Below are 13,448 nucleotides of genomic sequence, written 5' to 3' on the forward strand. Positions count from 1 at the left end.
ATGGAGGGCGTCGGCAGGGCCGGGGGCGGACGCTGCGCCTATCAGGGCGCGCCGGGGGCCTTCAGTCACGAAGCCTGTGTTGATCTGCGGCCCTGGGACGAGGCGGTCGCTTATGACTCCTTCGAGGCCGCCATTGCCGCGCTGAAAGCCGGCGAGGTCGGTTGTGCCCTGATCCCGGTCGAGAACTCCACCATCGGCCGGGTGGAGCCGGCGGCCACGCTGGTCGAAGGAGCGGACCTGACGGTTGTCTCCGAGGTCTGGCGGCCCATCCGTCTGGCGCTCATGGCTCCGGCCGGAGCGAGCCTGCGGACGGTGAAGACCGCCGAAAGCCATCCGGTGGCCCTGCGGCAGTGCCCGGCCTCGCTGGCCGCCCTCGGGATCACGGCGGTCGAGGCCTTTGACACCGCCGGGGCTGCCCGCGCGGTCGCGGAAGCGGGTGATCCCAGCCGTGCCGCCGTGGCCCCGGTGCGTGCCGCTGAAGTCTACGGATTGTCGATTTTGCGCAACGACATCCAGGATTCCGAGGACAACCGCACGCGTTTTGTCCTGTTAAGCACCAAAGCGGCTTGACGCAGCACGATCCGTGCGTCCTTTGAGGCTCATGGTCCGTTCGCAAGCCATCGCTGCGACTGCATTCGCCCGCTCTTACGCGGCCGCGGACCTGTATTTCTACGGCTTTCGATACGCCGGCTGAGGCGTTCGGGACATCGTCCTGACGACCTCGCCGGCGACCGCCCCGGGACGGGGCGGCGGCTCGCAAAATCCTCATTGCCGCTCATCGAAATCGAAAGCCCACGCCCGTGTCCAATTCCTGTACCAAGCCCGCCCTCCAGCAAGTCTGGCCCGTCGCGACCGACATCTCGCCCGAGCATATGGCGCTCGCCGCCCTGCGCCACGAGATCGACCAGATCGATGACGACCTGCTGGCCCTGTTCGAACGCCGTCTGGCCATCGCCGCCCGCGTCGGCCAGGCCAAGGATGCCCCTGCCGGGCCCCATGTGAAGCTGCGGCCCGACCGCGAACAGGCCGTTCTGGCGCGGATGCTCGAGCGCGCCCGACCTGACAACCACGAGGCGGTCGGAAGCCTCTGGCGGCAGATCGTCGGCTGGGGCCTGGCCCGTCAGGGCCGGATCAAGGTCCAGGTCTGGTCGCCGGTGGAGCCGACCCGTGCGTTCGACGGCGCGCGCCTGCGCTTCGGCGCGGCGGCCGATATGCGCGCGGTCCGTGATCCGCAGGCGGCCCTCGCCTGGGCCGCCGAAGGTCACGGGGTCGCCGTGCTGGCGGTCAATGCCGATGACGCCTGGTGGACGGGTCTGCGTCGCGAATGGTCGATGCTGAGCGTCTTCGACGGGTTCGGGGGCGATACGCCCACGGCGCTGGCCGTCGGCCGGATCGATCCCGCGGCCCTGCCGACCGGACGGCGGGTCATTGTCGATGCGGGCGGCGACGCCGGTGACGGAGGCGGCATCCGCCGGCTGGGTCTCGCGACCCATCACGGCTGGACCCTGTCCCTGACCGACGCGAAACTGCCGGTTGGCGGCGACGAAGGCTGCGTCGGCGCGATCGTCTGACCGGACAGCGCCTCCGGGTCAGGCCGCCTTGGCGGCCCGGATGGCGCGGTCGATATCCGCCGGCTGGATGCTGGCCATCGCCCGACCGTTGATGAAGAAGGTCGGCGTGCCCTGAAGGCCAAGGCTGGTCGCCGAGAGCTGGATATCCGCCAGGTGGCGGGCGATTTCCGGGCTGGCCATCGCCGTCCGCGCCGAGGGCAGGGCGACGCCGTTGGCGGCGAGGATGCGGTCCACGGCGGCACGGGTCAGGGCCGGCTCGGCCATCAGGGCGCGGAAGACCGGCAGATATTTGCCTTGCCGATGCGCCGCCTGGGCCGCGCGGGCGGCGTAGTGCGAGGTGTCGTCGCTTCCGCGGTCCAGGATGGGCCAGTCCTTGAAGACGAAGCGGACGTCGGGGTGCGCCTGCATCAGTTGCAGCACCTCGGGCGCGGTCGATTTGCAACCCGGGCAGCGGAAGTCGAAGAACTCGACGACCGTCACCCGCGCATCGGTCGGCCCGAATGAGGGATCGCGCGCATCGATGGCGAGAAGGGAGGGATTGGCCGCGACACGGGCGGTCATTTCCTGCGCATGCACCCGCGTCTGGGCCATCTGGGCCTGCTGGGCCTTCTCTTCCAGCTTGAGGCTGACCTCCTGCAGGATCTCGGGGTTCCTGAGCAGGTAAGAACGAACCCGGCCGTCGAAATCACCGCCGGTCGCATAGGGCGCAACCGCCAGAACGAGGGCGATGACCGACACGGCCAGGGCGGCCATGCCGGCGCGCGGCCCCGTCAGGAAGCCGCCGCGGGGTGTCTCGGGCGTTTCGGTCATGCGGTCTCTCGGTACGAAGGCTCAGCTGGCGGGAATGACGCCGCCGCGGTCACGACGGCTGTTGCGGCGGTCGACGTCATCAATGTCCTGCTGGGTCGCGCCCGATGCGAAGACGATGTCCATGGCGCGGGTCCATTCGGCCGTGCCGGGCTCCAGCATGTCGCGGGCGCGCAGGGCGAACTGGGTGGCCTGCACCTCGGCACCGCCGGCGAAATACATCTCGGCGGAGGCCAGGCGCGCTTCGCCCTCCTTGCCCTGGGCGGCATAGGCCTGGCTCATCAGCCGCCAGGCCATGGTGTTGTCGCTCTCGAGCGCCGTGGCGCGCTTCAACTCGCCGATCGCCGGATCCAGCAAGGCCCGGTCGTGGGTCTCGATCATGGCGTGGGCGAGATTGATGCGTAGAAGGGGCGCGTCAGGCCGAAGCTCGACCGAGCGCTGGTGCGCGCCGATCGCCTCGGCGGGCCGGCCTTCCTCAAACAGGATCTGGCCCCTCAACTCCCAGAAATACGGGTTCTCGGGTTGCTCGGTCAAAAGGGCGTCGACGGCAGCCACGGCCTTGTCCGTCTGGCCGTCGCGGTACCAGGCGATGGCGCGGGCGTAGCGGCCGGGCAGGGAGACGTCGCTCTCCGGATAGTCCCGCAGGGTCTGGTTCGGCTCGTCCATGAAGGCGTGGATCTTGGCCAGGATCAGGGCGTGCTGGGCCACCCGTTCCGGGCTGTCCGTCCGGTCGTAGTTGGACTGTTCGGCAACAAAGCGCCGCAGGTTCTCGATCCGGTCGGACGAGAGGGGGTGGCTGCGGAAATAGGGGAAGCGCCGGGCGTCGGAGAAGACTTCCTGCGAGCGGAAATTCTCGAAGAAGCTGACCAGGCCACGGCCGGACTCGCCGGCGTTCTCCAGGGCGCGGGCACCGGTGTTGTCGGCTTCGCCTTCCTGGTGGGTCATGTAGCGCAGGGCGCTGAGGGTGCCGAAATACTGGCTGTTGCCCAGCAGCACGGCGCCGGCCTGGGGGGCACCGGCCGCGATGGCGAGCGCGCCGAGGGCCATGGTCATCAGCATGGGCTGCATGCCGGCACCCTGGGCCCCGTCCCGCAGGGTGTGGCGGTTCTTGATATGCCCGGCCTCGTGAGCGAGCACGCCGAGCAGTTCGTTGGCGGTCCGGGTCTTCAGGATCAGGCCGGTGTTGACGCCCATGATCCGGCCGCGGGTCGCGAAGGCGTTCAGATCATTCTCGTTGATCAGCAGGATCTCGACCTCGGTCGGCTCGAGGCCCATGGCGACGAGAACCGGGTCGGCCCATTCGTGAATGATGCCCTCGATCTCGGTGTCGCGGATCGCGTTCTGGGCCGAGGCGGGCGAGGCCGCCGCCAGCACAAGGCCCATGGCGGCGACGACGCCCGTTGCACGGAAGGCGGTGCGGGACAGCCAGTTCACGTCGAACTCCTCATACCCGGAACACCCCCCTGCAACGACCTCACTATCTAATCACGGCCATTCAGCGGCGCCACCATCCACGTTTCGGCTTCTCGGGCGGTGCGACGATCTGGTTCGGGTCTTCCGCGATCAGGGCGGCGACGTCGACTTCAGGCTGGGGTGCGGGCTTCGGCTCGGCCACGGCGGCGACCTTCGGCTCGGGCATGGGCTCAGGCACGGGCTCGGGGGCGGGTTCGGGCTCGACCTCAGCGGCGGCTTCCGCGGGGGTGACGTCAAGGACGGCCGGTTCGGCCATGCTCTCGATCTCGTTGGGTTCGACCTCCGACGTCGCGCTGCCCGAGACCTTGCGACGCACGCGGCGACGTTTGGGCTCCTCGGCGAGGGCGACCGGAGCGGCCTCCGCTGCGTCGTCGACGATCACGGCCATCGGGGTGTCCGGCGAGCCGTCCGCCGGCATGCCTTCGTTGGTGGCGCGGGTCTCGACCTTGACCTCGTGGGTCAGGCCCTGCTCGCTGCCACGATCCCGGCCGCGACCACGTCCCCGGCGGCGACGCGAGCGCGGACCGCGCTCTCCGCCGGTTTCGCCTTCGGGACGTTCGCCGATCACTTCATCGACATCCGCCGCGCTGGTTGCGGCGACGGCGCCGGCCGGGGCTTCGTTCCGTTCCGGATTGATCGGGTCGAACCAGACATAGGGATCCTCGAGCGACGGCGTGCGGCCGCGCACCCAGTTGAACCCGTCCCGCTCGCCGCCTTCTTCACGCACCCGGCGTCCGCCGCGGCGGCCCCGGCGACGGCGACGGCCGCTTTCGCTGTCGTCGTCGTCCTCGCCGGCTGCAGGCGCAGCGACGGCGGCTGCGTCGTCGGTCGAGGCGTCTGCGCTATCACGGCGTCCGCCACGACGGCGGCGTCCACGGCCACGTCCGCCTTCGCCCTCGGTGCGTTCCGTCCGCTCGCGCGGCTGGTCGTCGTCGGAGTCCTCGGCGTCGAGGTCGGACTCGTCGTCTCCGGCGATGAATTCGTCGTCGCCGTCGTCTTCATCCGCATAGGCGCTGTCGTCGAAATCGTCGTCGAGGTCGACGAAGGCTTCGGGGCGTTCGAGGGGGACGAAGTCCTCGTTGGTTTCGGTGCGTTCGACGGCGTGCTCGCCCTGGCCGAGGCTGTCGTCGATCAGGATGACGACGTTCAGGCCGCGCTGGGCCAGCATGCGCTGCAGATAGTCGCGCTTGTGGTTCAGGATGTAGAGGGCGACGGCGGTGCAGAGGCGCAGGTTGATCGAACCCGCGCCGTTCTTGCCGGCTTCGATGTCGACGGCGCGCAGGGTCATCAGGGCGGCGCTTTCCGCCGAGCGGACGCGTCCGGCGCCCTGGCAGTGCGGGCAGACCTCGGTGGCACCCTCGATGACGCCGAGACGGCGGCGCTGGCGGCTGATTTCCATCAGGCCGAAGCCCGAGATGCGGCCCATCTGGATACGGGCGCGATCCTTGGCCAGCGCGTCCTTCAGGGCTTTTTCGACGGCGCGGTTGTTCTTCGACTCATCCATGTCGATGAAGTCGATGACGATCAGGCCGGCGAGGTCGCGCAGACGCAGCTGGCGGGCAGCCTCGACGGCGGCCTCCATATTGGTCTTGGTCGCGGTGGCCTCGACGTTACGTTCCTTGGTGGAGCGACCCGAGTTCACGTCGATGGCGACCAGGGCTTCGGTCTGGTTGATGACCAGATAGCCACCCGAGTGCAGCGGCACGACCGGCTGGTGGATCTGGGTCAGCATCTCCTCGATGCCGTTGGTCGCGAACAGCGGACGGGCACCCTGGTACAGGTGCACCTTCTTCGATTGCGAGGGCATCAGGACGCGCATGAAGTCGCGCGCTTCCTTGAAGCCCTCGACGCCCTCGACCTGGATGCCGTCGAAATCCTTGTCGAACATGTCGCGCACGGCGCGGCGGACGAGGTTCTCTTCCTCATAGATGACGGAGGGGGCGTTCGACTTCAGCGTTGTTTCGCGGATCGTTTCCCACAGGCGCAGCAGATATTCGTAGTCGCGCTTGATCTCGGCCTTGGTGCGTTTGGCACCGGCGGTGCGGATGATCAGGCCCATGCCCTGGGGCACATGCAGGGCCGCCGCGGCGGCCTTCAGGCGCTTGCGGTCGGTGGCCTGGGTGATCTTGCGCGAGATGCCGCCACCCTTGCCGGTGTTGGGCATGAGGACGCAGTAGCGGCCGGCCAGCGACAGCCAGGTGGTCAGGGCCGCGCCCTTGCCGCCGCGCTCGTCCTTGACGACCTGGACCAGCATGACCTGACGGCGCTTGATAACGTCCTGGATCTTGTAGCGGCGCATGAGGCGGCGCTTGAGGCGCTCTTCCTCGGCCATGCCGCCTTCGGACTCGTCGTCGCCTTCGCGGGCGTGTTCGTCGTGATCGTCGTCCTCCGAATGCGCTTCGGCCATGATGGCTTCGCGGTCGGCGACGGGGATCTGGTAGTAGTCGGGGTGAATTTCGCTGAAGGCGAGGAAGCCGTGGCGATTGCCGCCGTATTCCACGAACGCAGCCTGCAGGCTGGGCTCTACGCGAACGACCTTGGCGAGATAGATATTGCCGCGAAGCTGGCGCTTCGCGCGGGATTCAAAGTCGAATTCCTCGACCTGACGGCCCTCGACGATGGCGACCCGGGTCTCCTCGGGATGCGCGGCATCGATCAACATGGTCTTTGACATGGGATATTTCTCTCTGGCGCGCTCGGCCATCCCCGCGAAGGGGGCAGGCGGCTCGCCGAATGGGATTGGGGGCGAACGCAGGCGCCATCCCGTCGCCGCGGCGGATGCCGTGGGCGAGGTCGGTCAGATCAGACCGGAAGGGAGCGCAGGCGATAAGGCCCATGGGGTTTCGTACGGTCCTGGGCCCGGACGCCGTCTGGGGCGCCCCGAACCCGGTCGTCGAACAGGCGGGGGAAACCCGGCCGGCTCTCGGATCAGTGAAAGTCATGCCGCGAAGAGGGCGCGTCCAGGCCTGAGAGTTCAGGGGACGCGATCGGTCGCGAGCCGTTCAAGCATAGTCATGCCGCACGCGAATTAAAAGCGTCGTGCGCTTTAACCGGTTGTCGACGACGTTGCGTCATCATGGCCCCAACCAAGAAGGTGGGTCTCCGTCGAAATGCACGGACTGTCGCGTATAAACCTGACGCAGTGGCGCGCGCGCGAATGGGCGATGACGGCGATTGCCTTCGTCGTGATTTGCGTCGTTCTGCTCGCGGCCGGCCGGGGCCTGGCCTCCGGGGCAATGGGCGAGGTGCTGCGCGTCCGTTTCGGCGGCGATGCTGAACACACCCGCGTGGTGCTCGATCTGGACCGGACATCGCGCGGCGAGGTGGTCCAGGCCGGCGACGACGGCCGGGTGGTTGTGTCGCTGGCGGGTGTCGCACCGGCCAGCCGCGGCCTGACCGGTGCCGGCACGGGGCTGGTGCGCGGTTGGCGGGTCACCGGCGCGGGTGCCGCCTCGCGCGTTGAGCTGGACCTGGCGACCAGCGCCGAGATCGAGCGCCGTTTCCTGCTGCCGCCCGGCGACGGCATCGCCCACTTCCGCTATGTGATCGACCTCAAGGCCACGGGCCGCGCGCCGACGCCGCGCCCGGGTCGCGTTCCGCCCGCCGCGCCCCGCAGCGCCCAGCGGCCGACCGAACGGCCCCTCATCTTCATCGACGCCGGCCACGGCGGTCGCGATCCGGGTGCCCACGGCGCTGAATCCCGCGAGAGCGCCGTCACCCTCGCCGCCGCCCTGGCGCTGAAGCAGGAGCTGGAGCGGACGGGCCGCTATCGTGTGCGCCTGACGCGGGAGAGCGACGCCTATGTCGCCCTGTACCGGCGCGTGGCCATCGCCCGTCAGGCCGATGCCGACCTCTTCATCAGCCTGCACGCCGACGCCGGCGCCGATCCGGCGACGCGCGGCGCATCGGTCTACACCCTGTCCGAACAGGGCGCGGGCCGTGCCGTGCGCGAGTTCACCCGCGGCGAGAACTGGCACCGCAGCCTGAACCTGCCGGGCCGCGACCCCTCGGTCGACCGGATCCTGCTGGATATGACCCAGCGCGCCACCCAGAACCGCTCGGCCCAGCTGGCCCGCACCCTGCTCGGCGAGCTGGAGGGGGCCGACCATGCCATGCTGCGCCGCAGCCACCGCGACGCCGGCCTGGCCGTGCTTCTGGCCCCCGACGTGCCGGCGGTCCTGCTGGAGATGGGTTTCATCACCAATCCCGAGGACGAGCGGATGCTGAACGACAGCCGCGCCCGCCGCCGCCTGATGCGCGCCGTGGCCGACGGCATCGACCGCTATTTCCGCGAGCCGTCGGGCACGATGCAGATGGCCTCGACCGGCGGAGCGTCCGGCCAGCCCTGAGGCGAGTCTCAACGACCAATTGACGCGCGAGCGGGGACTTCCATTCGGAGACCGCGGCGAGTAGTGGGCACAGCGTGTCGTCCCGTTCACCCGAGCACTGGTCGCTGATGCGGTCGCTGGCCTTCCTGGCCGCGACGTTCGCCATCGTGTTCGGCTCTCTGCTGCCCTCCGCGGTCGCAGCCTCGGCAGCGACCGGCGATCCGGTCGTGCTGTGTTCCGGCGACCAGATCATGGTCGTCTATGACAAGGACGGCTCACCGCGGCCTTCCGGGCCGATGGACAGCCTGAGCTGCGCCGACTGCGTCCTGTCGGCGCTGACGACCCTGCCGCCCCCGCCGCCGCCGATGCATCCCGTGGCCCCGCCGCGGATCGTGGTGGTGCTGCCCGACCTTCTGCCGGCCGCGATTCCGCCCAGTGGCCTGCGCGCCGGCCTCCCGCCGCCCTCGACGGCCCCCCCGACCGCCTGAACCAGCCGAATGCCTGCGTGCCGACGCCCCGTCGGCGCGCGCCTTTCCCTGTTCAGGATTCAAGAAATCATGTCTCTCAAGACCACCGCAGCGCCGTGCGCGCTGCTGCTCGCGGCCGCCTTCGCCGTCCCTGCCCATGCCCAGACACCGCCGACGTCTCAGGACGTCCAGACGCTGGACACCGTCATCGTCACCGGGGTTCGCGATCCCGAGGATCCGCCCGTCGTCGCCGACGCGCGGGCGCTGCTCAGCCGCACGCCGGGCTCGGTCGCCGTCGTCTCGTCCGAAAGCTATGCGACCCGCTTCGCCCAGGGCTTTTCCGACAGTCTCAGGAACGTCCCCGGCGTTCTGGCCCAGAAGCGGTATGGCGAGGAAAGCCGTCTCTCCATCCGCGGCTCGGGCATCGCCCAGGGTTTCCACCAGCGCGGCGTTCTGTTCGCCCAGGACGGCGTCCCCTTCGCTGACGCCGACGGCTTCTCCGACTTCCAGGGCATCGACCAGCTCAGCGCCCGCTACATCGAGGTCTACAAGGGCGCCAACACCCTGCGCTTCGGCGGGGCCCAGCTGGGCGGCGCGATCAACATGGTCACCCCGACCGGCCGCACCGCTGCGGACGATCTGGTGCTGCAGCTCGAAGGCGGCTCCTTCGGCTTCCGCCGCCTGCACGGCGAGTTCGCCGGCGAGCGCGGCGACTGGGACGCCTTCGTCGGCGTCACGGCGCTGGAAACCGACGGCTATCGCCAGCAGAGCGACCAGAGCCAGGGCCGGCTGACCGCCAGCGTCGGCCGCCGCTTCGGCGAGGACCGCGAGATCCGTCTGATCGCCCAGGCCGCGGACATCCAGCAGTCGGTGCCGGGGGCGCTGAACCTGACGCTCGCCCTGACGACGCCCCGCGTCGCGCCCGCCAACAACATCCTCAACGACAACGCCCGCGACCAGACCCTGAAGCGTGTCACCCTGCAGACGCGCTGGCGGTTCGATGACAGCACCCTGTTCGAGGGCGCGATCTGGGGCTGGGAGAAGTCGCTGTACCACCCGATCTTCCAGGTCGTGGATCAGGAGAGCGAGACCCGCGGCGCCTTCGCCCGGATCGACTGGACCGGAACGGTCGGTGGCATGCGCGCCGACGCCTTCTATGGTCTGAGCTATCGCGACGGCCAGATCGACGCCCTGCGGTACGTCAACGTCGGCGGCTTCCGCGGCGCCCTGACCGCCAACGGCTTCCAGGAAGCGGACGGGCTGGACGTCTTCGCCGAGGGCCGCCTCTTCGTCAGCGACCGTCTGGCCCTCGTCGCCGGGGGCTCGTTCGGCCGGGCCACCCGGGACTATGTCGACCGCCGGAACGCCCTGAACAATGACGGCATCAGCTACGAGTGGTTTTCGCCCCGGCTCGGCCTGTTGTGGGAGTCGGAAGACGGCGCCCAGGTCTTCGCCAATGTGACCCGTTCGGTCGAGCCTCCGGCCTATGGCGCGCTGGTCCAGGCGCCGCTGGTCGGGTTCACGCCGATCGACATCCAGGACGCATGGACCGCCGAGATCGGAACCCGCGGCCGTCGCGGCGCCTTCGCCTGGGACTTCACCGTCTATCGTAGCCAGATCGACGGCGAGATCCTCAACTTCATCGTCGGCCCCGACATCCCGGCCGCGACGTTCAACGCGGACAGGACCATTCACCAGGGGATCGAAGCCGGTCTGGACTGGCGGCTGCCCGTGGAAATCGCGGACGGCTCGCTGCTGCTGCGCCAGACCTATGCGTTCAGCGACTTCCATTTCGTCGATGACGCACGGTGGGGCGACAACACCCTGCCGGTCGTGCCCGAGCACCAGTACCGGGCCGAGCTGACCTGCCGGCATCCGTCCGGCCTGTTCGTCACGCCTTCGGTCGAGTGGCGCCTCTCGGATGTCTGGGTCGACTACGCCAACACGCTGAAGGCACCGTCCTATGCCTTGGTGGGTGTGAATGCGGGCTTCAAGCTCGGCTCCGGCGCGACGGTCTATCTCGACGCCCGCAACCTGACCGACGAGCGCTATGTCGGTGAGTTTTCGGCCGTCACCGACGCCCGCACCGCCTCAACCTCGGTCTTCTTCCCCGGCGAGGGCCGCTCGGCGTTCGTCGGCGTGCGCCTGACCTACTGATCCGAAACCGGGGCGGGTCGTGAGGCCCGCCCCGACGGAGTTGAACATGACATCCCAAGCTGCCGACCAACCTCTTTCCGGCGCCTTCCGCGCCGTCTGGCGCTGGCATTTCTATGCCGGCCTGCTGGTTCTGCCCTTCCTGATGCTGATGGCGCTGACCGGCGCTCTCTATCTGTTCGCCGACGAGATCGACGGGGCGGTCTATCGCGACCTGTCCCGGGTGGAGGTCCGCACCGCAACCGCTTCTCCGGACCGCTGGGTCGCCGCAGCCGAGACCGGGCTTGGCGGCAAGGTCGCCAATGTCCTGTTGCCGGTCGGGGCCGATCAGGCCGTGCGCCTGACCGTCGACCTGCCCGACGGCGGCCAGCGCACCGCCTTCGTCGATCCGTATGACGCCCGGCTCATCGGCGACACCGGCTTCGGCGGGGTGATGGAGACGGTCAAACAGTTGCACAGCCTCATCCTGCTGGGCCGCTGGGCCAACTATGTCGTCGAGATCGTCGCCGGCTGGGCCATCATCCTGGTCGCCACAGGCCTGTTTCTGTGGTGGCCGCGTGGGCGGGGCGTCGGCGTGGTCGCGATCCGGGCCGCCGATCCGAAGCGGCGACCCTTCTGGCGCGACGTCCATGCCGTGACCGGCCTCTACGCCGGCGCGGTCATCGCCTTCCTCGTCATCACCGGCATGCCCTGGTCGGCCTTCTGGGGCGACCAGTATATGGCCGCGGTCAAGGCCAATGGTCTGGGCCGCCCCAAGGCCCCGGCCGCCGCGAGCCCCTTCATCCATGCCGAACATCCCGCGGACGCCCCCGTCGGGGTCGGCTGGACCATGGAGGGTATGGTCATGCCCACGCCCCACGCCGGGTCGCCCAGCCTGTCGCGCGTGATTGAAGCGGCCGACGGGCAGGATCTGGCCCGGCCATATCTGGTCTCGATCCCGTCGAACCCCGCCCTGGCCTTTACCGCGGCCCGCCAGGTCAAGCAGGTCGAGGACACCCGCACCCTCTATATCGATGCGGCCACCGGCGCCGTGCGGGCCGACATCCGCTACGACCAGTTCGGCGTCGGCGCGAAGGCCTTCGAATGGGGCATCGCCGTCCACCAGGGGACCCAGTACGGCTGGATCAATCGCTATCTGATGCTGGGCGGCTGTATCGCCATCTGGCTGCTGGCGATCAGCGGCGTCCTGATGTGGTGGAAGCGCCGGCCGCCGAAACTGTCCAAAGGCCGCATCGGCGCGCCTGACGCCCCGCCCGGCCCCCGCGTCCGCGCCGCCGTGCTCGGCATCGTTCTGCCGCTCGCCATTCTCTACCCCCTTACCGGTCTGAGCCTGATCGCCGCCCTGGCGATCGAGCGGGCCGCAACCCTCGTGCGCCGTCATCTCGACGGCCGCGCCACAAGGACCATCTGATGAAACGCCTGCTGATCCCCGCCGTCCTTTTGACCCTCGCGGCCTGCAACCCGGCACCGACGCCGGAAGCGCCTGCGGTCGTCACGACCACGGACGCCCTGTGCCGCCCCACGCCCAACGGTCGCGCCATGACCGGCTGCTATCTGACCCTGACCGCCAGCCGCGACGACCGGCTGGTCGCGGTGTCCAGCCCCGTGGCCGGGGACGGCCAGATCCACGAGATGAAGGTGGCGAACGGCATGATGTCGATGGCCGAGCTCGAAGACGGACTTGTCTTGCCGGCCGGAGAGGCTGTCGCGCTCCAGCCGGGCGGCAACCACCTCATGCTGATGGCCCTGAAGCAGCCGCTGGCCGAGGGTGAGATGGTGTCACTGACCCTGACGTTCGAGCATGCACCGCCGATGGGCGTCCGCGCGGTCGTCGGGCAGCCGCCGGCGGGCTGAGTCCCTCCGGCTCGCGCTGCGCCGCCAGAACCCCTATCTCCGCCGGATGCGTCTGCGAGTCGTCGATCTTGAAACCTCTGGCGGGGACCGGTCCGCCGAAATCCTCGAGGTCGGGATCGTCGATGTCGTGCCCGACGGGGCGGGGGGCTGGACCGCCCTGCCGCCTGTCACCAAGCTGTTCCGGCCGCGCGGGGAGATCTCGTTCCACGCCATGGCGGTGCATCACCTGACGCCTGAGCATTTCTGCGACGATGATCCGCACTGCGACGAATACCGGCTGCGGGAGATGTTCCTCCCGACGCCCGCCGATGTGATGGTGGCGCATTCGGCGCAGTTCGAGCGCGGGTTCATTGCCGATACGGCGCACGGCGGCCTGCCGTGGATCTGCACCGTGCGCTCGGCGAAGAACGTCTGGCCGGAGGCACCCGGGCATTCGAATCAGGTTCTTCGGTACTGGCGCGGCCTGCGACTGGATCCGGCCCTGGCCGATCCGGCGCACCGGGCGGGGCCGGACGCCTGGGTGACCGCGCATCTTCTGATCGACATGCTGAAGGTCGCCACGGTCGAGCAGATGCTGGCCTGGACCAATGAAAAGCGGCGCATCGACCGGATTCCGTTCGGCAAGCATCGCGGCAAGGCATGGTCCGAACCGCCGGACGACTACCTGCGCTGGATGGCCGGGCAGGGGGATATGGACGCCGATGTCGTGGCCGCGGCGCGACAGGAGCTGGACCGTCGCGTCACGGCTCTAGCCGGGGCCTCCGACGCGGGCTAAACCAGCCCATCGGGCCCGT

At 69.2% G+C, this 13,448-nt stretch carries 11 protein-coding genes; 8 read left to right on the forward strand and 3 right to left on the reverse strand.

Going from position 1 to position 13,448, the window contains the following annotated elements:
* A complete protein-coding gene (locus KB221_06540) occupies positions 1-570 on the forward strand; it encodes a prephenate dehydratase domain-containing protein (protein ID WIY70675.1) in 570 nt (189 codons plus the stop codon).
* Positions 571-800: 230 nt separating this feature from the next.
* On the forward strand, positions 801-1,571 hold the full coding sequence (locus tag KB221_06545; protein ID WIY70676.1) for a chorismate mutase: 771 nt from the start codon (positions 801-803) through the stop codon (positions 1,569-1,571).
* Positions 1,572-1,589: 18 nt separating this feature from the next.
* On the opposite strand, the gene KB221_06550 is transcribed toward KB221_06545, so the two are convergent.
* From KB221_06550 to KB221_06560, 3 genes are all read right to left on the reverse strand, one after another.
* The gene (locus KB221_06550; protein WIY70677.1) at positions 1,590-2,381 is read right to left on the reverse strand and encodes a thioredoxin domain-containing protein; all 792 of its coding nucleotides are present in this window, start codon (positions 2,379-2,381) and stop codon (positions 1,590-1,592) included.
* Between the two features lie 21 nt (positions 2,382-2,402).
* Positions 2,403-3,812, reverse strand: coding sequence for a M48 family metalloprotease (locus KB221_06555; protein ID WIY70678.1), 1,410 nt, complete (start codon positions 3,810-3,812; stop codon positions 2,403-2,405).
* Between the two features lie 61 nt (positions 3,813-3,873).
* Positions 3,874-6,525, reverse strand: a complete 2,652-nt coding sequence (locus tag KB221_06560) for a ribonuclease E/G (GenBank protein ID WIY70679.1) — start codon at positions 6,523-6,525, stop codon at positions 3,874-3,876.
* A gap of 490 nt (positions 6,526-7,015) precedes the next feature.
* Here KB221_06560 and KB221_06565 point away from each other — a divergent pair, with 490 nt between their 5' ends.
* The 6 genes from KB221_06565 (at position 7,016) to KB221_06590 (ending at position 13,429) form a co-directional block, all read left to right on the forward strand.
* The gene (locus KB221_06565) at positions 7,016-8,200 is read left to right on the forward strand and encodes an N-acetylmuramoyl-L-alanine amidase (protein ID WIY70680.1); all 1,185 of its coding nucleotides are present in this window, start codon (positions 7,016-7,018) and stop codon (positions 8,198-8,200) included.
* A gap of 74 nt (positions 8,201-8,274) precedes the next feature.
* Positions 8,275-8,667, forward strand: a complete 393-nt coding sequence (locus KB221_06570) for a DUF2946 family protein (protein ID WIY70681.1) — start codon at positions 8,275-8,277, stop codon at positions 8,665-8,667.
* Positions 8,668-8,736: 69 nt separating this feature from the next.
* The gene (locus KB221_06575) at positions 8,737-10,803 is read left to right on the forward strand and encodes a TonB-dependent receptor (GenBank protein WIY70682.1); all 2,067 of its coding nucleotides are present in this window, start codon (positions 8,737-8,739) and stop codon (positions 10,801-10,803) included.
* Positions 10,804-10,849: 46 nt separating this feature from the next.
* Entirely contained in the window at positions 10,850-12,211 is a 1,362-nt protein-coding gene (locus KB221_06580; GenBank protein ID WIY70683.1) for a PepSY domain-containing protein, read from the forward strand.
* Positions 12,211-12,654 (forward strand): copper chaperone PCu(A)C, encoded by a 444-nt coding sequence (locus KB221_06585; protein WIY70684.1) that lies wholly within the window; start codon positions 12,211-12,213, stop codon positions 12,652-12,654. The genes KB221_06580 and KB221_06585 overlap by 1 nt, the downstream gene beginning before the upstream one ends.
* A 46-nt stretch (positions 12,655-12,700) precedes the next feature.
* Positions 12,701-13,429, forward strand: a complete 729-nt coding sequence (locus tag KB221_06590) for a hypothetical protein (GenBank protein WIY70685.1) — start codon at positions 12,701-12,703, stop codon at positions 13,427-13,429.
* The last annotated feature ends 19 nt before the right edge of the window (positions 13,430-13,448 follow it).

Origin of the sequence: Aquidulcibacter paucihalophilus (assembly GCA_030285985.1) — a bacterium.
GTDB lineage: Bacteria > Pseudomonadota > Alphaproteobacteria > Caulobacterales > Caulobacteraceae > Brevundimonas.